This is a genomic window from Enterobacter oligotrophicus, assembly GCF_009176645.1.
In the GTDB taxonomy this organism is placed as follows: domain Bacteria; phylum Pseudomonadota; class Gammaproteobacteria; order Enterobacterales; family Enterobacteriaceae; genus Enterobacter; species Enterobacter oligotrophicus.
The window spans coordinates 3,352,208-3,372,125 of the sequence record NZ_AP019007.1; the positions used below are offsets into that span (position 1 = coordinate 3,352,208).

The window sequence follows — 19,918 nt, forward strand, 5'->3', positions numbered from 1 at the left end:
TTTTTTTTGCACCTGTTTCGAGATTGATCATACATTCCGTGAATAAATGTGATAAAGAGTAATAAACAAAGAAAGGAAAATCTGAAGGGAAAGATGTACAGGGCATCACCCGCAAGGCAGGGCTGAACATATTGTTCAGCCCTGTAAATGACATTACGCTACCTGAACCGGAATCGCCTTCGCAGTGCGTTTCATGTCGTTATCACCGTCAAAGTAGGCGACTTTTGGCTGCCAGCGACGGGCTTCTTCGTCAGACATCATCACGAAGCTGGCGATAATGACGATATCGCCCACGTCCGCGCAATGCGCAGCAGCACCGTTGACGGAGATGATTTTTGAGCCGCGCTCGGCAGCGATCGCATAGGTGGAGAAGCGTTTACCATTGTTCACATTCCAGATATCAATGGCTTCGTTTTCAAGGATGCCCGCTGCATCAAGAAAATCCTGGTCAATTGCGCAGGAGCCTTCATAGTGCAGATCTGCCTGGGTCACTTTTACACGGTGAAGTTTACCTTGCAGCATTTTGCGAATCATTACGTTTACCTTTAATAATTTGAGGCTGAAAGCACTACGCCAGTTCAACCACTTTGTTGTCAATCAGACGCGCCTGGCCGAGCCAGGCCGCCACCAGAATCACCGCATGTTTGCTGCTGTCGGTGAGTTCGAGCAGCGTATCGGCATCACGAATCTGAATATCGTCAGCGCGGAAGCCTTTATCGTTCAGCGCCTGCTCTGCCAGTGCGATAATCTCTTCTGCGGTCAACTCTTTCGCCAGGAGTTGCTCTGCCATGGTATTCATGACCTTGCTTAATCCTGGCGCGATTTTGCGCTGCTCGGCGGTCAGATAGCCATTACGGGAGCTGAGTGCCAGACCATCTTTAGCCCGCACAATCGGCACACCGACGATCTCAATATCGTAGCCCATATCTGCCACCATCTTGCGGATCAGCGCCAGTTGCTGGAAATCTTTTTCGCCGAAGCAGGCGATATCCGGCTGCACCAGGTTGAACAGCTTGCTGACGATAGTCGAAACGCCACGGAAATGGCCGGGACGGCTGGCACCTTCCAGCATGGTCGAAATGCCCGGCACATCAACGTAGGTCGCTTCATCGGTGCCCTGTGGGTACACATCCGCCGGAGCCGGAGAGAAGACAATGTCCGCGTGGCGTTTTTTGAGCTTTTCGCAATCTTCCTGCAGCGTGCGTGGGTAGCGCGCCAGGTCATCAGCGCGGTCGAACTGCATCGGATTAACGAAAATACTGACCACCACGATATCTGCACGTGCCCTTGCCTCATCGACAAGTTTCATATGGCCGTCATGCAGATTGCCCATGGTCGGGACAAGGGCAATACGTTTCCCTTCCTGACGAGCACGACGGATATGCTGGCGCAGCAGCGGCAGGGTTTCTATGATTAGCACACCTTGACTCCTTAATGGAAACTGTGTTCTTCGCCCGGATACACGCCGGACTCAACCTCGGCAATATACTGCCGCACAGCAGCGCGCATGTCGCCTGCTTCTGTCAGGAAATTTTTGGCAAATTTCGGGATGTGTCCGCCGGTAATGCCGAAGGCATCATGCATCACCAGGATTTGCCCATCGGTGACATTGCCTGCGCCAATTCCGATAACCGGAATAGAGAGCGCTTCGGTAATGCGTTTCGCCAGCTCAACCGGGACGCACTCAAGCACCAGAAGCTGTGCGCCTGCGGCTTCCAGCGCCACGGCGTCATCAAACAGCGTTTGCGCGGCATCGCCACGGCCCTGCACCTTGTAGCCGCCAAAGATATTAACGGACTGCGGCGTTAACCCTAAGTGCCCACAGACCGGCACAGCGCGCTCGGTGAGCATTTTTACCGTATCAACAAGCCATGCACCGCCTTCGATTTTGACCATGTTGGCACCGGCGCGCATGACGACTGCCGCGTTTTCAAAGGCCTGCTCCGGAGTGGCATAGGCCATAAATGGCAGGTCGGAAAGTAACAGACAGGCAGGCGCACCGCGACGTACAGCGCGCGTGTGGTAAGCAATATCGTCGACCGTGACTGGCAGGGTGGAATCATGTCCTTGTACCGTCATCCCTAACGAATCCCCGACCAGCATGACGTTGATACCCTCTTCGGCAAACAGTCTGGCGAAGCTGTAATCATACGCAGTGATGGTGGCGAAGCGTCTCTTTTCCTGTTTGCATTTCTGCAGTAAGGAGATGGTGGTTGGTTTCATACTGTTTCCTGATAGCCCAAAAGCGAATCTTTGCGCATTCTATCAGTAACATTCGGGGGAACAATGATTTTAGGCAATCGATTAACCACAAAATGTTAATGGTTAACCGACGGAATGAGGGGATTACCAGCGGGCCGGTTTTTCGGCGTTAAGGTTTTCCAGAACGGCCTGCAATGACATACCGTCAGGGAAGGTAAGGTCGGGGGCAATTTCAAACAGTGGCCAGAGCATAAATCCACGATTTTTCATGTCGTAATGGGGAACCGTAAGACGCTCAGTATGAATCACGTTGTTGCCAAACAGCATGATATCGAGGTCGAGCGTTCGCGGTCCCCAGCGCTCGGCTTTGCGCACACGGCCCTGCTGCAGTTCAATACGCTGGGTATTATCCAGCAGCGTGTCGGCATCCAGAGCGGTTTCCAGCACAACCGCCGCGTTCAGGTAGTCAGGTTGATCCTGCGGCCCCAGCGGCGGCGTGCGGTAGAAAGAGGACACTGCCACGATCTGGCTCTGTGGGATCTCCCCCAGCGCGTGAACGGCAGCGTTAACCTGCTCCAGCGGAGAGGCCAGATTGCTGCCGATGGCGATATAAGCGAGGGTCATGCCGTGCCTTCGCGACGCGGTGCGCGCTTGTGCGGGCGACGGTGACGACGGCGCGGTGCCGGTTCATCATCCAGATCGGTGAGCATATCTTTCTGTTCTGGCGGTGCGGAAACCTGGAACTCGCCCCACCATTGTGCCAGACGTTGCAGCTCCTGATTTTTTTCAATTTCAGCCCGCAGAGACAGCAGATCGAACGCGGCGCGGAATTTTGGATGCTCCATCAGCTTCCAGGCTCGTTTGCCCTGACGGCGAGACATGCGCAGTTGAAGCTGCCAGATATCACGCACCAGCGTCGTGATGCGTTTCGGGATGGCCAGCGTACGGCAGCCTTCGTCCAGCACATCGTTTGCGGCCAGTGCGAAGGCATCGTAATAAGCGAGACCGCTTTCCTGGGTGATCCGCTGGGCGGTTTCCAGCAATGGATACCAGAACATCGCCGAGAACAGGAACGCCGGGTTCACGCGCATATCGTTGTGGATACGGGTGTCAGTATTTTTCAGCACCTGCGCAATCATGCGCTCCATCGGGCTGTCGCCGTTTTCGGTGAAATAGCGGGTAATTGTCGGGAACAGCGGCTGGAACAGATTATATTCGCGCAGCAGGTTATAGGTCTCAAACCCGTAACCGGCCTGGAGTAGCTTCAGGGACTCTTCAAACAGACGTGCAGGTGGCACGTCGTTAATCAGCGTTGCCAGGCGTGGAATTGGCTCGGCAGTTTCCGGGCTGATGCGCATATTCAGCTTGGCGGCGAAACGCACGGCGCGCAGCATGCGCACCGGATCTTCGCGATAACGCGTTTCCGGCGTACCGATCAGGCGAATCAGGCCCTCTTTCAGATCCTGCATGCCGCCGACGTAATCGCGCACGGTGAAATCCGCCACGCTGTAGTAAAGGCTGTTGATGGTGAAATCGCGACGCTGGGCATCTTCTTCGATTGAGCCGAAGATATTGTCACGCAGCAGCATGCCATTCTGACCGCGCTGGGACGTGGTACGATCGGCAATCCCCGCTTCGTGGTGACCACGGAACGTCGCCACTTCGATAATTTCTGGCCCAAACATCACGTGCGCAAGGCGGAAACGGCGGCCAACCAGGCGGCAGTTACGGAATAATTTGCGCACCTGCTCGGGCGTGGCGCTGGTCGTCACGTCGAAATCTTTTGGTTTTTTGCCCAGCAGTAAATCACGAACCCCGCCACCGACGAGGTAGGCCTCGTAGCCTGCTTTATTCAGACGATAGAGCACCTTGAGGGCATTTTCACTGATATCTTTGCGGGAAATATTGTGCTGCTCACGCGGAATAACCGACATGCGGTTTTGCGCAATAGCGTCGTTCGCCATGCTCTCTTCGCGGCTAAGCACTTTACGGCAAAAATTAGCGACTCGGGTAAAAATAGTACACCTCGTAGTGTGTTTTGTTATCAAAAAAGCGGCTAATCATAGCTCAGCGCAACGCATTTGAGAATGCTGGATTTTTGGCACGTCTTTTAGGGCCCAGTTGGCCGTCGCCATTTTCAGCAATTCATCAACAGAGAGATCCTGCCATTCATTCGTTACATTCTGGTTGAGAAATCGCAGCGCGTCGATTAATACAGGCCGTGGATCGCCCTCAGGCAGGGCAGGGGCGTGATTCTGCTTCGACAGTTTATTGCCCTGCTCGTTGACCGCCAGCGGCAGATGAATGTAATCCGGTGCCGTCCAGCCAAACTGGTGGTAGAGCGATATTTGCCGCACGGTAGGTTCAACCAGATCCGCTCCGCGCACAATTTCCGTCACCCCCTGGAAATGGTCATCCACGACCACCGCCAGATTGTAAGCAAACAGACCGTCGCGACGATGGATAATAAAATCCTCCCGCGCCAGGCGTTCATCCGCCTGAATCTCACCGGTCAGCAAATCATTAAAATGGGTGACGGGAGCGCGCTGTATTATACGCACGGCCGCATTTTCAGGGCCATTTTTAAGCGTGCGGCAATGACCATCATAAACGCCACCCACGCTCTGAATACGTGCGCGGGAGCAGGTGCAGTAGTAAGACAATCCTTGCTTATAGAGCCACGCCAGACGTTCCCGGTAGGCGTCATGACGCTGAGACTGCCAAAGCACGTCGCCGTCCCAGTGAAGACCGTAATGTTCCAGCTGACGCAGGATGGTTTCTGCTGCACCGGGAACTTCACGGGGGGGATCAATATCTTCAATACGCACGAGCCATTTTCCCTGACTGGCGCGAGCCTGCAGGTAGCTGCCGAGCGCGGCAATTAACGAGCCGAAGTGTAATTCACCGGAAGGAGATGGCGCGAAGCGCCCGATATAGTGTGATTCAGACATATCAACAGTAACAAGGCGGGAGGAACTCCCGCCTTTGTAGTGTGTTTAGAAGGCTGGAATTAACCAGCCATCTGTTTTTCGCGAATTTCTGCCAGCGTCTTACAGTCGATGCACAGGTCGGCGGTTGGACGCGCTTCCAGGCGACGAATGCCGATTTCAACACCGCAGGATTCGCAGTAGCCAAAATCTTCGTCCTCAACCTTTTTCAGCGTTTTTTCGATCTTTTTGATCAGTTTGCGTTCGCGGTCACGGTTACGCAGTTCAAGGCTGAACTCTTCTTCCTGAGCGGCACGGTCCACCGGGTCCGGGAAGTTGGCAGCTTCATCCTGCATATGTGTAACGGTGCGATCGACTTCATCCCTGAGTTGATTACGCCATGCTTCAAGAATACGCTTGAAGTGCGACAGCTGGGCTTCGTTCATATACTCTTCGCCCGGCTTCTCTTGATACGGCTCCACCCCAGCGATGGCGAGAATACTCAGGGACGATGTTTTACGGTTTTGCCCTTCTTGCATGTTGCTTCTCCTTAACACGCACTATCGATCCCCGTGTTGGGGGAAAAATCAGGTCGCTATAAATAGCAGATGCTTTTCCGTATGGCAATTATCTAAACGTAACACTTGACAAGCCTGTGAGGAAAAGCGTATTTGCGCACGCGGCCAGAACACTTAATAGTCAATCGTCTACTCCCTTATAAGACAATGGGAAGAGAGGATCTCAGAGTCATATTATCGGCAGAAAGTTCCGCTTTATAAGCGAAAACCTCTACCCCCTGCTTTTGTGCCTCATTCAACAATTGCGCGTATTTAGGATCAATATGGCGGGCGGGAGAGAAACGTTCAATGGCTGAGTGCAAAACTGCAAACAGCAAAACGGCGCGTTTGCCCGCCGCCGCTACACTCATTAGCTCTCGCAGATGCTTCTGACCACGTAGCGTTACCGCATCCGGAAAGAAGCCGTTTTCCTGTTCCGCTAACGTCACTGATTTGACTTCAATATAGCACTCAGGACGGTCTTCCGCCTGTAACATAAAGTCAATTCTGCTGCCTTCATCGCCATATTTCACTTCACTTTTTTGCGTACCATAACCTACCAGTTCGGGAAGCGTGCCATTCGTAAGCGCCTCTTTAACGAGTTGATTTGCGCGCAATGTATTCACACAAATAAATGCCCCTTGTTGGGTCTGCGTCATCTCCCAGGTATGGGGATATTTGCGTTTAGTATTTTCTGATGTGGAATACCAGACCGTGTCACCGGGAGTGGCGCAGCCGGTCATCGCGCCAGTATTCGGGCAGTGCAGGGTTAAGTGCACACCTTCTGGCGTGACCACATCAGCAAGGAAGCGCTTATAGCGCTGGATCAGCGTGGCGTGCTGTAAAGCGGGACTAAACTTCATCAGAGTTCCTTAGGGTGTCGCTCAGCGTCCAGCGCTGTAGCGGCGTGTATCGGGTGCGTCCTTGTGCAAAGACAGATTCGTAAAGCGCGAAGTCTTTCACCGGAAAGGACCAGTGAAAGCCAGGCGGTGGAATGGCAACGGCCCGACCCGCATCGCGCAGCAGGGTGATATGAGGATGAAACGGCTGTGGGCTTTGGTAGCAGCCGCTACGGGCCGCCTGCGCGCGGAGCATACTGGCGAGCTGTAATAACCCGCGAGGCGGCTGGCGCGTCCCCAGCCAGACCACGCGGGAGCGCAGCCACTGTCCGGCATCATCAAGCTGCAGCGTAAATTCAGGCTGGGAAATACGTCCGGCCAGTGCGGCTAAGGCGCGCTGTTTTTCGGCGGTTACATCGCCCAGAAAGGCCAGCGTCAGGTGCAGATTCGCGGCGACGACAGGGCGTCCCGCTTCCGGCGGGAAGTGTTCAGCGCGCCAGCGGACGATTTGTCGCTGAAGGGGGGCGGGCAGTTCAATGGCAAAAAACAGTCGTTTCGACTCAGACATACGGAGGACTCGGTAATGGTATGCGCCGATGCTACAATGTACGCCGACTAATGTTAACCCTCTGGAGTTGTTAGTGTCCTCATTGCCGGTCGCCGTCGTCCTTCCTGAGCTTCTCGCTGCCTTACAACATGCCCCGCAGGTTTTGCTGAATGCCCCCACGGGTGCCGGTAAATCGACCTGGCTGCCGATTCAGCTTCTGAAAGACGGGAATATCAGCGGGAAAATTATCCTGCTGGAGCCGCGCAGGCTGGCCGCGCGCAACGTGGCACAGCGCCTGGCGGAACTGCTTAACGAAAAACCGGGCGAGACGGTAGGCTATCGAATGCGTGCCGAAAATTGTGTCGGTCCGTCCACGCGGCTGGAGGTGGTCACCGAGGGAATTCTTACCCGCATGTTGCAAAACGATCCTGAACTGACCGGCGTCGGGCTGGTGATTCTGGATGAATTTCACGAACGTAGCCTGCAGGCGGATCTGGCGCTGGCGTTGTTGCTGGATGTGCAGCAGGGGCTGCGTGACGATCTCCGGCTGCTGATCATGTCGGCGACGCTCGATAATGAACGGCTGCAGCAGGCGTTACCTGACGCGCCGGTTATCTCCTCCGAAGGACGTGCTTTTCCGGTTGAGCGCCGCTACCAGACGCTTTCAGCACATCAACGTTTTGACGACGCGGTTGCTATCGCGACCGCAGAACTGCTGCGTCAGGAATCCGGCTCGTTGCTGCTATTTTTACCCGGTGTGGGTGAAATTCAGCGCGTACAGGAGCAGCTGGCTTCCCGCGTGGGCAACGACGTTGTGCTTTGCCCGCTCTACGGCGCACTGTCGTTAAACGATCAGCGCAAGGCCATCCTTCCTGCACCCGCGGGGCAGCGTAAAGTGGTGCTGGCAACCAATATCGCCGAAACCAGTTTGACCATCGAAGGGATTCGCCTGGTGGTGGATAGCGCTCAGGAGAGGGTCGCGAGCTTCGATCCGCGTACCGGGCTGACCAAACTGCTGACGCAACGGATAAGCCAGGCGTCGATGGTACAGCGCGCGGGCCGTGCAGGGCGGCTTGAGCCGGGGATTTGTCTGCATTTGATCAGCGCGGAGCAGGCAGAGCGCGCTGCACTGCAGAGTACGCCGGAAATTTTACACAGCGATCTCTCTGCTCTGGTTCTGGATCTGCTGCAATGGGGGTGTCCTGATCCGGCTCAACTGACCTGGCTCAATCCGCTGCCCGCCGTGAACCTCGCGGCGGCACGCGCGTTGCTGGTTCAGCTTGGCGCGTTGAAAGATGAACGCCTGACGCCGCGCGGCCAGAAAATGGCGGCGCTGGGAAATGAGCCTCGCCTGGCAGCCATGCTGATAACCGCGAACGGAGAGGATGAAATTGCCACGGCGGCGAAGCTGACGGCTATTCTTGAGGAGCCGCCGCGTGGGGGAAATTGCGACCTGGCGCTGGCCTTTTCGCGCAATCAGAGCAACTGGCAGCAGCGGGCGCAGCAGCTTTGCAAGCGGCTAAACTGCCGCGATGGCGCGCCGGACAGCGATAAAATGGCCGTCCTTCTGGCGCAGGCTTTCCCGGACAGGATCGCCCGTCGACGGGGGATAGATGGGCGTTACCAGCTGGCAAACGGCATGGGCGCTATGCTGGACAGCGACGATGCCCTGACGCGCCATGAGTGGTTAATTGCCCCGTTATTGTTGCAGGGTAGCCACTCGCCGGACGCGCGCATTTTGCAGGCGATTGCGGTAGATATCGACACCCTGACGCGCCGTTGTTCGCAACTGCTCCAGCAATCCGATAGTGTGGAATGGGACGACGCGCAGGGCACGCTGAAGGCATTCCGTCGTAGCCAGATTGGCAAACTGATTCTGGGCAGCAGACCGCTGGCAAAGCCGTCGGAAGACGAGCTGCACCAGGCGATGCTAAACGGCATACGGGAAAAAGGGCTGAGCGTGCTGAACTGGACGCCAGACGCTGAACAGTACCGTATTCGTCTGCACTGTGCTGCGCGCTGGCTGCCAGAGTATAGCTGGCCTGCAGTAGATGATGAGACGTTACTGGCCTCGCTTGAGACGTGGCTACTGCCGCAAATGAGCGGTGTTCACTCGCTGCGGGCGCTAAAAGCACTTGATGTTAAGGCGGCGTTACAGAATTTACTGGACTGGTCATTACGTCAACGTCTGGATAGTGAACTGCCAGGGCATTACACTGTGCCGACCGGAAGCCGGATTGCCATTCGATATCATGAGGATAATCCCCCGGCGCTGGCGGTACGGATGCAGGAGATGTTTGGCGAGGCGACCACACCGTCAATCGCCGAAGGGCGCGTTCCTTTGGTGCTCGAGCTGTTGTCGCCAGCACATCGCCCGCTGCAGATCACCCGTGATCTGAGCGCGTTCTGGGCGGGAAGCTATCGTGACGTGCAAAAAGAGATGAAAGGACGTTATCCCAAACACGTCTGGCCGGACGATCCGGCTAATACCGCGCCGACACGGCGGACAAAGAAATATTCGTAGTGGGGCAAATGTGGGCTGATGCCCTCACCCCGGCCTTCTCCCACAGGGAGAGGGAGAAAACCAATTTTGAGAGATTTCTTCTTTCACAGGTCAGTGGAAGAAAAGAAAATCGGGCCCTTGCGCCTGAAAGTTGCGGAGAAAAAGCATGGCGGGGAATGACCGCGAGCCAATAGGACGTAAGGGAAAACCCACGCGTCCGGCGAAAGAAAAGGTGAGCCGTCGTCGCCTCAGAGATGAGGAGTATGACGATGACTATGAAGACGATTATGAGGATGAAGAACCGATGCCACGTAAAGGAAAAGGCAAAGGGCGTAAGCCTCGTGGTAAGCGCGGCTGGTTCTGGCTGCTGCTGAAGCTGTTCATTGTTTTTGTTGTGCTGATCGCGATTTACGGCGTCTATCTGGATCAGAAGATCCGCAGCCGTATAGACGGGAAAGTCTGGCAGTTACCTGCTGCGGTTTATGGCCGCATGGTGAACCTTGAGCCGGATATGCCCATTAGCAAGAACGAGATGGTGAAACTGCTGCAGGCCACGCAGTATCGTCAGGTCACAAAGATGACGCGTCCTGGCGAATTTACCGTGCAGGCGAAAAGCATTGAGATGATCCGCCGCCCGTTCGACTTCCCGGACAGCAAAGAGGGGCAGGTGCGGGCGCGTCTGACCTTTGATGGCGATCGTCTGGAAACCATCGAGAACATGGATAACAACCGCCAGTTCGGTTTCTTCCGTCTCGACCCGCGTTTGATCACCATGCTCTCGTCGGCGAACGGCGAGCAACGTCTGTTCGTGGCGCGTAACGGCTTCCCGGATCTGCTGGTGGATACCCTGCTGGCAACCGAAGACCGCCACTTCTACGAGCACGATGGCATCAGTCTTTACTCCATCGGCCGTGCGGTGCTGGCGAACCTGACCGCGGGCCGTACCGTGCAGGGGGCAAGTACGCTGACCCAGCAGCTGGTGAAGAACCTGTTCCTCTCCAGCGAGCGCTCCTACTGGCGTAAAGCCAACGAAGCGTACATGGCCGTGCTGATGGACGCGCGCTACAGCAAGGATCGTATTCTTGAGCTGTATATGAACGAGGTTTACCTCGGTCAGAGCGGTGATAACGAGATCCGCGGTTTCCCGCTGGCGAGCCTGTACTACTTTGGCCGTCCGGTGGAGGAGCTGAGCCTTGACCAGCAGGCGCTGCTGGTGGGCATGGTGAAAGGGGCGTCTATCTACAACCCGTGGCGTAACCCGAAACTGGCGCTGGAGCGTCGTAATCTGGTGCTGCGTCTGCTGCAACAACAGCAGATCATTGACCAGGAACTGTATGACATGCTGAGCGCGCGTCCGCTGGGCGTTCAGCCGCGCGGCGGCGTGATCTCCCCGCAGCCTGCGTTTATGCAGATGGTGCGTCAGGAGTTGCAGGCTAAGCTCGGCGATAAGGTAAAAGATCTCTCCGGCGTGAAGATCTTCACCACCTTTGACTCCGTAGCGCAGGACGCGGCTGAAAAAGCGGCGGTTGAAGGCATTCCGGTCCTGAAGAAACAGCGCAAGCTGAGCGATCTGGAAACCGCGATGGTGGTTGTGGATCGTAATACCGGCGAAGTGCGCGCGATGGTCGGCGGTGCCGAGCCACAGTATGCGGGCTACAACCGTGCCATGCAGGCGCGTCGTTCGATTGGTTCTCTGGCAAAACCGGCGACCTATCTCACCGCGCTGAGCCAGCCGAACATGTATCGTCTGAACACCTGGATTGCCGATGCGCCAATCTCCCTGCGCCAGCCAAACGGCCAGGTGTGGGCCCCGCAGAACGACGATAAACAGTTCAGCGGCCAGGTGATGTTGGTGGATGCGCTGACCCGCTCCATGAACGTACCAACGGTTAACCTGGGGATGGCGCTTGGGCTGCCGGCTATCGTGGATACCTGGCAGAAGCTGGGCGTGCCGAAAGATCAGCTTCATCCGGTGCCTGCGATGATCCTGGGGGCGCTTAACCTGACGCCAATCGAAGTGGCGCAGGCGTTCCAGACTATCGCCAGCGGCGGTAACCGCGCACCGCTCTCTGCGCTGCGTTCGGTGATTGCTGAAGATGGTTCCGTGCTGTACCAGAGCTTCCCGCAGGCAGAACGCGCTGTTCCGGCGCAGGCGGCCTATATGACCCTGTGGACCATGCAGCAGGTGGTGCAGCGTGGTACAGGGCGTCAGCTGGGTGCGAAATATCCAGGCCTGCATCTGGCGGGGAAAACCGGGACCACCAACAACAACGTTGATACCTGGTTCGCCGGTATTGATGGCCGTGAAGTGGTGATCACCTGGGTGGGGCGTGACAACAACCAGCCGACCAAACTGTATGGTGCGAGCGGGGCGATGTCGATTTACCAGCGCTATCTGGCGAATCAGTCCCCGGTGCCGCTGAACCTGGTTGCGCCAGAAGATATCGTCGATATGGGTGTGGATGATTCCGGTAACTTCATCTGCGGTGGCGGTATGCGCACGCTGCCTGTATGGACAACGAATCCTGACGCGCTGTGCCAGCAGAGTCAGCCTGAACAGCCGACGGGCAACCCGTTTGAGCAGTCTTCTCAACCGCAGCAGCCGCAGCAGCAACCGGCGCAGCAGAACGAGAAGAAAGACAGTGACGGTGTTGCTGGCTGGATCAAGGATATGTTTGGCGGTAACTAACCCTCAAAATACCCCCTTATTCGTAAGGGGGTATTTTTTCACCTGTGATACCCATTTCCTTAACCCAAAATTCAACCCTTATTAACCTCACGTTCTCTCTTGTTTATTTCTTAAACCCTCAATTCTTGTAGGGCCGCATACTGCTTGCTATGCAGTCAGCGTTTCGCATATTATTCTGCGGTCATAATAATAATTCTCGTTTACGTTATCATTCACTCTTTCATCAGAGATACATCATGGCGCTTTCCAATACTGCTCAGCCAATTAATACGTCGCTGCGTAAAATCGCGGTCGTCGTCGCCACAGCGGTTGCCGGCATGTCTGCTTATGCTCATGCAGCCGAAACCCCGAAAAAAGAAGAAACCATTACTGTTACTGCCGCACCGGCTTCACAGGAAAGTGCCTGGGGTCCTGCTGCAACGATTGCAGCAAGGCAGTCTGCAACCGCAACGAAAACAGATACGCCTATTCAAAAGGTGCCACAGTCTATTTCCGTAGTCACCGCCGAAGAGATGGCATTGCACCAGCCGAAATCGGTTAAAGAGGCGCTCAGCTATACGCCGGGCGTTGCTGTAGGAACGCGCGGCGCGTCCAACACCTATGATTACCTGATTATCCGCGGTTTCGCTGCCGACGGCCAAAGCCAGAACAACTATCTGGATGGCCTGAAGATGCAGGGCAACTTCTACAACGATGCGGTGATCGATCCTTATATGCTGGAACGCGCCGAAGTGATGCGCGGTCCGGTTTCCGTGCTTTACGGAAAGAGCAACCCAGGCGGCTTGCTGAACATGGTCAGTAAGCGTCCGACCACAGAGCCACTGAAAGAAATCCAGTTTAAAATGGGCACCAACAGCCTGTTCCAGACTGGCTTTGATTTTAGCGATGCGCTGGATGATGACGGTGTTTATTCTTACCGTTTAACCGGCCTGGCTCGCTCGGCAAATGCTCAGCAACAAGGTGCGGAAGAGCAACGTTACGCCATCGCGCCATCTTTCAGCTGGCGTCCGGATGACAAAACGAATTTCACGTTCTTGTCTTATTTCCAGAACGAGCCTGAAACAGGTTATTACGGCTGGCTGCCGAAGGAAGGTACGGTGTCTCCGCTGCCAAACGGCAAGCGTCTGTCTACCGACTTTAACGAAGGTGCAGAAAACAACACCTATTCTCGTAACGAGAAAATGGTGGGCTACAGCTTCGATCATGAATTCAACGACACTTTCACGGTGCGTCAGAACTTACGTTATGCGCAGAATAAAGTGTCGCAAAAAAGCGTGTATGGATACGGTATGTGTTCCGATCCCCTCTATTCAGGCAACCCGGCAAGCAGCCCTTGTGCTGGCGTTCCGCAGTCTGAATGGGGCCACACGCTCACCCGTCAGTATGTTATTGATAATGAGAAATTAGAAAACTTCTCCGTTGATACTCAACTGCAAAGCAAATTCGCTACCGGCTCACTGGATCACACCCTCCTGACCGGCGTTGATTTTATGCGTATGCGTAACGATATTGATTCCTGGTTTGGCTATGCAGGCTCTGTTCCACCGTCTGACATCTATGATCTCGATCGCGGAGATTTTGATTTTGGTTCACACCCAGGCCCATCCGGTGCTTACCAGGTGTTAAACAAGCAGAAGCAAACGGGTCTGTATGTTCAGGATCAGATGCAGTGGGATAAAGTTCTGGTCACCCTCGGCGGTCGTTATGACTGGGCGAAGCAGGAATCCCTGAACCGCGTTTACGACACGAAAGATTCACGTGATGATAAAGAGTTTACCTGGCGTGGCGGCGTTAACTACCTGTTCGATAACGGCGTAACGCCTTACTTCAGCTACAGTGAATCCTTCGAACCTGCTTCTCAGACAGGGGCGAGCGGTAACATCTTTGCGCCATCTAAAGGCAAGCAGTACGAAGCGGGCGTGAAATACGTTCCGAACGATCGTCCAATTGTGATCACCGGTGCGGTGTATCAACTGACGAAAACCAACAACCTGATGGGGGACCCGGCAGGTTCGATCTTCTCGGTTGAAGGTGGTGAGATCCGTTCCCGTGGTGTGGAAATTGAAGCGAAAGCGGCACTGTCTGCGAGCGTTAACGTGGTGGGTTCTTATACCTATACCGATGCAGAATACACCACCGACACCAACTACAAAGGCAATACGCCTGCGCAGGTGCCTAAACACATGGCATCCCTGTGGGGTGATTACACCCTCTTTGACGGTGCGCTGTCCGGTCTGACGCTGGGTACTGGCGTTCGTTATACCGGCTCCAGCAAAGGAGATCCGGCGAACACCTTCACGGTGGGCAGCTATACCCTGGTGGATGCGTTAGTTCGTTACGATCTGGCGCGTGTCGGGCTGGCGGGCTCCAACGTCGCGCTGCATGTGAACAACCTGTTCGATCGTGAGTACGTTGCCAGCTGCTTCAACACCTACGGTTGCTTCTGGGGTGCTGAACGTCAGGTTGTTGCCACGGCGACCTTCCGCTTCTAATCTCTCTTTGGGCACGGTTCGCCGTGCCCTTTTTATTTAAGTTGGCTGACATGCAGGATAATAAAACGCAATCCGACACCACCTTTACGCTCAATAACCTCTCCTTTCGCGTACCTGGACGCACTCTGCTGCATCCACTCTCTTTAACGTTCCCCGCAGGTAAAGTGACCGGCCTGATTGGTCACAATGGTTCCGGTAAATCGACGCTGCTTAAGATGTTGGGCCGGCACCAGCCGCCGTCAGAAGGCGATATTTTGCTGGACGGACAACCGCTGGAGAGCTGGAGCAGTAAAGCCTTTGCCCGCAAAGTGGCGTATCTGCCGCAGCAGTTACCGCAGGCGGAAGGGATGACGGTGCGTGAGCTGGTAGCGATTGGGCGTTATCCGTGGCACGGCGCGCTTGGGCGCTTCGGTGTGGCCGACAGAGAGAAAGTGGAAGAGGCGATCGCGCTGGTGGGGCTTAAACCGCTGGCGCATCGTCTGGTGGATAGCCTTTCCGGCGGTGAACGCCAGCGTGCGTGGATTGCGATGCTGGTGGCGCAGGACAGCCGCTGCCTGCTGCTGGATGAACCCACCTCTGCGCTGGATATTGCTCACCAGGTTGATGTGCTGGCGCTGGTGCATCGCTTAAGCCAGCAGCGCGGTCTGACGGTCATTGCGGTTCTGCACGATATCAATATGGCCGCACGTTATTGCGATTACCTGGTGGCGCTGCGTGGCGGTGAAATGATCGCCCAGGGGACACCTTCTGAACTGATGCGCAGTGAAACGCTGGAACATATTTACGGTATTCCCATGGGTATTTTGCCTCATCCTGCCGGGGCTGCACCGGTGAGCTTTGTCTATTGATGCTGGATTCAACCTTAATCAGCCGCCGTCGCCTGCTGGCGGCCATGGCGCTCTCACCGTTGCTGTTAAAAATGAACATGGCGCAGGCAGCAACGATAGATCCTCACCGTATTGTGGCGCTGGAGTGGCTGCCCGTAGAGCTGATGTTGGCGCTGGGCATCACACCTTATGGCGTGGCCGATATTCCCAACTACAACCTGTGGGTGAACGAGCCGAAGCTGCCTGACTCGGTGATCGACATCGGCCTGCGTACCGAACCGAACCTTGAACTCCTGACGCAAATGAAGCCGTCGTTCTTATTCTGGTCCGCAGGTTATGGTCCGTCGGAAGAGACCATGGCGAAGATTGCGCCTGGCCGGGGCTTTTCCTTCAGCGATGGCAAAAAACCACTGACGATGGCGCGAAACTCGGTTAACGAGATGGCGCAATTTCTGAACCGGGAAGCGGCGGCGAAGCACCATCTCGACGAATTTGATGCGCTGATTGACTCCCTGAAGCCACGCTTTACTAACCGTGGCGACCGCCCGCTGCTGATGGTGACACTACTGGATGCCCGCCATATGCTGGTCTTTGGCAAAAACTGCCTGTTCCAGGAAGTGCTCGATAGCTTTGGTATTCGTAATGCCTGGGAAGGCGAGATGACCTTCTGGGGCAGTACCGCCGTCGGCATTGACCGCCTGGCGGCGTTTCGTGATGTCGATGTGCTGTGCTTCGATCACGGCAACGATCGTGAAATGCAAACCCTGATGGCGACACCGCTCTGGCAGGCGATGCCATTTGTGCGTGAGCAACGCTTCCAGCGCGCACCCGCGGTGTGGTTCTACGGTGCAACGCTCTCGGCCATGCACTTTGCCCGCGTGCTGGACAACGCAATGGGAGGCAAGGCATGAGTACGCGAATTGCCCGTTTCCCGGCGCTGTTGCTGACCCTCATTTTCCTGGCCGCGCTGGTGTTAACCTGGTTCAACCTGTCGACGGCATTACCGCGTGAGCAGTGGGGAGCCGCCCTTGCCGCCCCGGATATCGACAACATTCAGCAAATGCTGTTCCATTACAGCTTGCTGCCGCGTCTGGCGATTTCGCTGCTGGTCGGTGCAGGATTGGGCCTGGTAGGCGTGCTGTTCCAGCAGGTTTTACGTAACCCGCTGGCGGAACCGACTACGCTCGGTGTGGCAACGGGGGCCCAGCTTGGGATTACGATTACTACGCTCTGGGCATTGCCTGGGGCGTTAACGTCGCAGTTTGCAGCGCTCGTGGGGGCGTGCATCGTGGGTGCGCTGGTCTTTGGCGTGGCATGGGGAAAACGTCTCTCGCCGGTCACGCTGATTCTGGCGGGACTGGTGGTGAGTTTGTACTGCGGGGCTATCAATCAACTGCTGGTGCTGTTCCATCACGATCAGCTGCAAAGCATGTTTATGTGGAGCACCGGTACGCTCACCCAGACCGACTGGAGCATCGTGCAGCGCCTGTGGCCGCAGCTGGCTGGCGGTGTGGTGCTGACATTGCTGCTGTTGCGCCCACTGACGTTAATGGGGCTGGATGACGGCGTGGCGCGTAATCTGGGGCTGGCACTGTCGCTGGCCCGTCTTGCAGCGCTAACGCTGGCGATTGTGCTGAGCGCGTTGCTGGTTAACGCGGTCGGCATTATCGGGTTTATCGGCTTGTTTGCGCCGCTGCTGGCAAAAATGCTTGGAGCGCGTCGTCTGCTGGCGCGTCTGCTGCTGGCACCGCTGATTGGTGCCCTTATCCTCTGGCTTTCCGATCAGGTCATTCTCTGGCTGGCACGTGTCTGGATGGAAGTTTCTACCGGTTCCGTGACCGCGCTTATCGGCGCGCCGCTGCTGCTGTGGCTGCTGCCGCGCCTGCGCAGTATCAGCGCGCCAGCGATGGATGCGGGCGATAAAGTGCATACCGAGCGCCAGTCGGTGCTGTGGTTCAGTCTCGCCGGGCTGGCGGTGCTGATCCTTGCTTCGTTTGCCGCGCTGTCTCTGGGCCGCGATGCTACAGGCTGGCACTGGGCGACGGGCGACTTACTGAATGAACTGTTGCAATGGCGCTGGCCGCGTATCTTCTCGGCGCTGATTGCGGGCGTTATGCTGGCGGTTGCGGGCTGTATTATCCAGCGTCTTACCGGTAACCCGATGGCCAGCCCGGAAGTGCTGGGGATCAGCTCCGGTGCGGCGTTTGGCGTGGTGCTGATGCTCTTCCTGGTGCCCGGAAACGCGTTTGGCTGGCTGATGCCTGCCGGGAGTATCGGGGCGGCGGCGACGTTGCTGATCATTCTGATTGCCTCCGGGCGTGGCGGTTTTTCACCGCATCGCATGCTGCTGGCCGGTATGGCGCTCAGCACCGCATTTACGATGCTGTTGATGATGCTGCAGGCGAGCGGCGATCCGCGCATGGCACAGATCCTGACCTGGATTTCCGGCTCCACCTACAGCGCGACCGGCAGTCAGGTGGTTAACACCGGGATTGTGATGATCGTGCTGTTGGCTATTGTGCCGTTGTGTCGTCGCTGGATGACCATTTTGCCGCTCGGCGGGGAAACCGCGCGTGCGGTGGGGATGGCGCTGACGCCAACGCGTGTGGCTTTGCTGCTGCTCGCGGCGTGCCTGACGGCAACGGCTACCATGACCATTGGTCCGCTGAGCTTTGTCGGTTTGATGGCTCCGCATATTGCCAGAATGCTCGGCTTCCGCCGGACAATGCCGCATATCGTAATATCTGCGCTGACGGGCGGGGTGATCCTGGTGTTTGCAGACTGGTGTGGAAGGATGGTGCTGTTCCCGTATCAGATCCCGGCGGGGCTGTTGTCGACCTTTATTGGTGCGCCGTACTTTATTTATTTGTTAAGGAAACAGAGCAGATAAAAAAAAGCCGGGTGTTGCTGACGCTCACCCGGCCTACGTTTCTGGCGCGATTTACAACTTCGCAAACACCTTACGCGCCGCGTCGATGGTGTTATTGATATCTTCTTCGCTGTGTGCCACGGACATAAAGCCCGCTTCGAACGCAGACGGTGCCAGGTACACGCCTTCTTCCAGCATCAGGTGGAAGAAACGTTTGAAGCGTTCAACGTCACACTTCACGACGTCCTGATAGCAGGTCACGGTTTTCGCATCGGTGAAGAAAATCCCGAACATCCCGCCGACATGGTTCACAACCAGTGGAATGCCTGCATTTTCTGCCGCGTCCAGCAGGCCGTTTGCCAGCTGAGTGGTCAGGGCGGTCAGGGTTTCGTGAATACCCGGCTGCGCCACTTCGGTCAGGCAGGCGAAACCGGCCGCCATCGCGATTGGGTTGCCGGAAAGCGTACCCGCCTGGTAAACCGGGCCGGTCGGAGCCAGCGCTTCCATCACCTCTTTGCGGCCACCAAATGCGCCGACAGGCATGCCGCCGCCGATGATTTTACCCAGGCAGGTGAGATCCGGCTCGACGCCGTAGTAAGACTGCGCACCCGCCAGCGCCACGCGGAAACCGGTCATCACCTCGTCAATGATCAGCAGCGCGCCGAACTCATCGCACAATGCGCGCAGGCCAGGCAGGAATTCAGGCTGTGGCGGAATGCAGTTCATGTTGCCCGCAACCGGTTCAACGATGATGCAGGCGATCTCCTGCGGATACTGCTCGAACGCGGCGCGAACGGTGTCCAGATCGTTATAGGTGCAGGTCAGCGTGTGTTTGGCGAAGTCAGCAGGTACACCCGGCGAGTTCGGCTGGCCAAGTGTCAGCGCACCGGAACCGGCTTTCACCAGCAGGCAATCGGCGTGACCGTGGTAGCAGCCTTCGAACTTGATAATTTTGTCGCGGCCGGTGAAACCACGCGCCAGGCGAATCGCACTCATGGTGGCTTCCGTACCGGAGTTCACCATACGTACCATATCCATGGTTGGCACCAGCCCGGTGACCAGCTCCGCCATTTTCACTTCCATCTCAGTTGGCGCACCGAAGCTCAGGCCGCGTTGGGCCGCTTCAATCACCGCATTGCGGATCGCCGGATGGTTATGCCCCAGCACCATCGGACCCCAGGAGCCGACGTAATCGATATAGGCTTTGCCATCGACATCATACAGATACGCGCCGTCTGCACGTTCGATAAACAGCGGCGTACCGCCTACGCCGGTAAAGGCGCGAACAGGTGAGTTCACACCACCGGGGATTAGCTCGCGGGCTGCACTGTAGAGGTTTTCAGACTTGCTCATGGCGTCGTTCCTGGTTCGTATAAAATGGTTAAGCACACTATTCTAAGTGATTCGTGGAAGGTTATGAAATTTTTGCCCCATTAACCTCTCAACATTTGTTAAGTATTTTTCAG

General features: G+C 56.2%; 16 protein-coding genes. 6 read left to right on the forward strand and 10 right to left on the reverse strand.

Translation table 11 applies throughout. From position 1 onward, the window contains the following. Positions 1–153 precede the first annotated feature (153 nt). The 9 genes from panD to thpR all read right to left on the reverse strand — a co-directional run bounded on the left by panD (position 154) and on the right by thpR (position 7,093). Complete coding sequence (gene panD, locus EoCCA6_RS16045; RefSeq protein ID WP_023334546.1) at positions 154–534, reverse strand: aspartate 1-decarboxylase; 381 nt, start codon at positions 532–534, stop codon at positions 154–156. Between the two features lie 34 nt (positions 535–568). Continuing rightward, positions 569–1,420, reverse strand: coding sequence for a pantoate--beta-alanine ligase (gene panC, locus EoCCA6_RS16050; RefSeq protein WP_152083490.1), 852 nt, complete (start codon positions 1,418–1,420; stop codon positions 569–571). A gap of 11 nt (positions 1,421–1,431) precedes the next feature. Then, positions 1,432–2,223: a 3-methyl-2-oxobutanoate hydroxymethyltransferase gene (panB, locus tag EoCCA6_RS16055; RefSeq protein WP_152083491.1), complete on the reverse strand. Its 792-nt coding sequence runs from the start codon at positions 2,221–2,223 to the stop codon at positions 1,432–1,434. A 123-nt stretch (positions 2,224–2,346) separates the two neighbouring features. Continuing rightward, positions 2,347–2,826 carry a 2-amino-4-hydroxy-6-hydroxymethyldihydropteridine diphosphokinase gene (gene folK / locus EoCCA6_RS16060; protein ID WP_152083492.1) on the reverse strand — a complete coding sequence of 160 codons (480 nt, stop codon included), beginning with the start codon at positions 2,824–2,826 and terminating at the stop codon, positions 2,347–2,349. Beyond that, positions 2,823–4,220, reverse strand: a complete 1,398-nt coding sequence (gene pcnB / locus EoCCA6_RS16065) for a polynucleotide adenylyltransferase PcnB (protein ID WP_152084471.1) — start codon at positions 4,218–4,220, stop codon at positions 2,823–2,825. Before pcnB ends, folK begins: the two co-directional genes overlap by 4 nt. A gap of 42 nt (positions 4,221–4,262) precedes the next feature. Beyond that, the gene (gene gluQRS / locus EoCCA6_RS16070) at positions 4,263–5,153 is read right to left on the reverse strand and encodes a tRNA glutamyl-Q(34) synthetase GluQRS (protein WP_152083493.1); all 891 of its coding nucleotides are present in this window, start codon (positions 5,151–5,153) and stop codon (positions 4,263–4,265) included. Between the two features lie 59 nt (positions 5,154–5,212). Then, positions 5,213–5,668 (reverse strand): RNA polymerase-binding protein DksA, encoded by a 456-nt coding sequence (gene dksA, locus EoCCA6_RS16075; RefSeq protein WP_001155232.1) that lies wholly within the window; start codon positions 5,666–5,668, stop codon positions 5,213–5,215. 176 nt (positions 5,669–5,844) lie between these two features. Next, a complete protein-coding gene (gene sfsA, locus EoCCA6_RS16080; RefSeq protein WP_152083494.1) occupies positions 5,845–6,549 on the reverse strand; it encodes a DNA/RNA nuclease SfsA in 705 nt (234 codons plus the stop codon). Then, positions 6,539–7,093 (reverse strand): RNA 2',3'-cyclic phosphodiesterase, encoded by a 555-nt coding sequence (gene thpR, locus EoCCA6_RS16085; RefSeq protein ID WP_152083495.1) that lies wholly within the window; start codon positions 7,091–7,093, stop codon positions 6,539–6,541. Before thpR ends, sfsA begins: the two co-directional genes overlap by 11 nt. Before the next feature lie 73 nt (positions 7,094–7,166). Here thpR and hrpB point away from each other — a divergent pair, with 73 nt between their 5' ends. The 6 genes from hrpB (at position 7,167) to fhuB (ending at position 18,473) form a co-directional block, all read left to right on the forward strand. Then, positions 7,167–9,596 carry an ATP-dependent helicase HrpB gene (gene hrpB, locus EoCCA6_RS16090; protein ID WP_152083496.1) on the forward strand — a complete coding sequence of 810 codons (2,430 nt, stop codon included), beginning with the start codon at positions 7,167–7,169 and terminating at the stop codon, positions 9,594–9,596. Positions 9,597–9,741: 145 nt separating this feature from the next. Next, positions 9,742–12,264, forward strand: a complete 2,523-nt coding sequence (mrcB, locus tag EoCCA6_RS16095; protein WP_152083497.1) for a bifunctional glycosyl transferase/transpeptidase — start codon at positions 9,742–9,744, stop codon at positions 12,262–12,264. A gap of 236 nt (positions 12,265–12,500) precedes the next feature. Further along, the gene (fhuA, locus tag EoCCA6_RS16100; RefSeq protein ID WP_152083498.1) at positions 12,501–14,756 is read left to right on the forward strand and encodes a ferrichrome porin FhuA; all 2,256 of its coding nucleotides are present in this window, start codon (positions 12,501–12,503) and stop codon (positions 14,754–14,756) included. A 50-nt stretch (positions 14,757–14,806) separates the two neighbouring features. Beyond that, complete coding sequence (fhuC, locus tag EoCCA6_RS16105) at positions 14,807–15,604, forward strand: Fe3+-hydroxamate ABC transporter ATP-binding protein FhuC (RefSeq protein WP_152083499.1); 798 nt, start codon at positions 14,807–14,809, stop codon at positions 15,602–15,604. Beyond that, on the forward strand, positions 15,604–16,494 hold the full coding sequence (gene fhuD, locus EoCCA6_RS16110) for a Fe(3+)-hydroxamate ABC transporter substrate-binding protein FhuD (protein WP_152083500.1): 891 nt from the start codon (positions 15,604–15,606) through the stop codon (positions 16,492–16,494). The genes fhuC and fhuD overlap by 1 nt, the downstream gene beginning before the upstream one ends. Continuing rightward, positions 16,491–18,473, forward strand: coding sequence for a Fe(3+)-hydroxamate ABC transporter permease FhuB (gene fhuB / locus EoCCA6_RS16115; RefSeq protein WP_152083501.1), 1,983 nt, complete (start codon positions 16,491–16,493; stop codon positions 18,471–18,473). The genes fhuD and fhuB overlap by 4 nt, the downstream gene beginning before the upstream one ends. 51 nt (positions 18,474–18,524) lie before the next feature. Here fhuB and hemL read toward each other — a convergent pair whose 3' ends face one another. Then, positions 18,525–19,805: a glutamate-1-semialdehyde 2,1-aminomutase gene (gene hemL / locus EoCCA6_RS16120; protein WP_152083502.1), complete on the reverse strand. Its 1,281-nt coding sequence runs from the start codon at positions 19,803–19,805 to the stop codon at positions 18,525–18,527. Positions 19,806–19,918 lie beyond the last annotated feature (113 nt).

Bases quoted from the DNA above. Each gene is read 5' to 3' on its own strand.
- panD (WP_023334546.1), bottom strand. From the start codon at position 534: ATGATTCGCAAAATGCTGCAAGGTAAACTTCACCGTGTAAAAGTGACC.
- panB (WP_152083491.1), bottom strand. From the start codon at position 2,223: ATGAAACCAACCACCATCTCCTTACTGCAGAAATGCAAACAGGAAAAG.
- folK (WP_152083492.1), bottom strand. From the start codon at position 2,826: ATGACCCTCGCTTATATCGCCATCGGCAGCAATCTGGCCTCTCCGCTG.
- gluQRS (WP_152083493.1), bottom strand. From the start codon at position 5,153: ATGTCTGAATCACACTATATCGGGCGCTTCGCGCCATCTCCTTCCGGT.
- dksA (WP_001155232.1), bottom strand. From the start codon at position 5,668: ATGCAAGAAGGGCAAAACCGTAAAACATCGTCCCTGAGTATTCTCGCC.
- sfsA (WP_152083494.1), bottom strand. From the start codon at position 6,549: ATGAAGTTTAGTCCCGCTTTACAGCACGCCACGCTGATCCAGCGCTAT.
- thpR (WP_152083495.1), bottom strand. From the start codon at position 7,093: ATGTCTGAGTCGAAACGACTGTTTTTTGCCATTGAACTGCCCGCCCCC.
- mrcB (WP_152083497.1), top strand. From the start codon at position 9,742: ATGGCGGGGAATGACCGCGAGCCAATAGGACGTAAGGGAAAACCCACG.
- fhuA (WP_152083498.1), top strand. From the start codon at position 12,501: ATGGCGCTTTCCAATACTGCTCAGCCAATTAATACGTCGCTGCGTAAA.
- fhuC (WP_152083499.1), top strand. From the start codon at position 14,807: ATGCAGGATAATAAAACGCAATCCGACACCACCTTTACGCTCAATAAC.
- fhuD (WP_152083500.1), top strand. From the start codon at position 15,604: ATGCTGGATTCAACCTTAATCAGCCGCCGTCGCCTGCTGGCGGCCATG.
- fhuB (WP_152083501.1), top strand. From the start codon at position 16,491: ATGAGTACGCGAATTGCCCGTTTCCCGGCGCTGTTGCTGACCCTCATT.
- hemL (WP_152083502.1), bottom strand. From the start codon at position 19,805: ATGAGCAAGTCTGAAAACCTCTACAGTGCAGCCCGCGAGCTAATCCCC.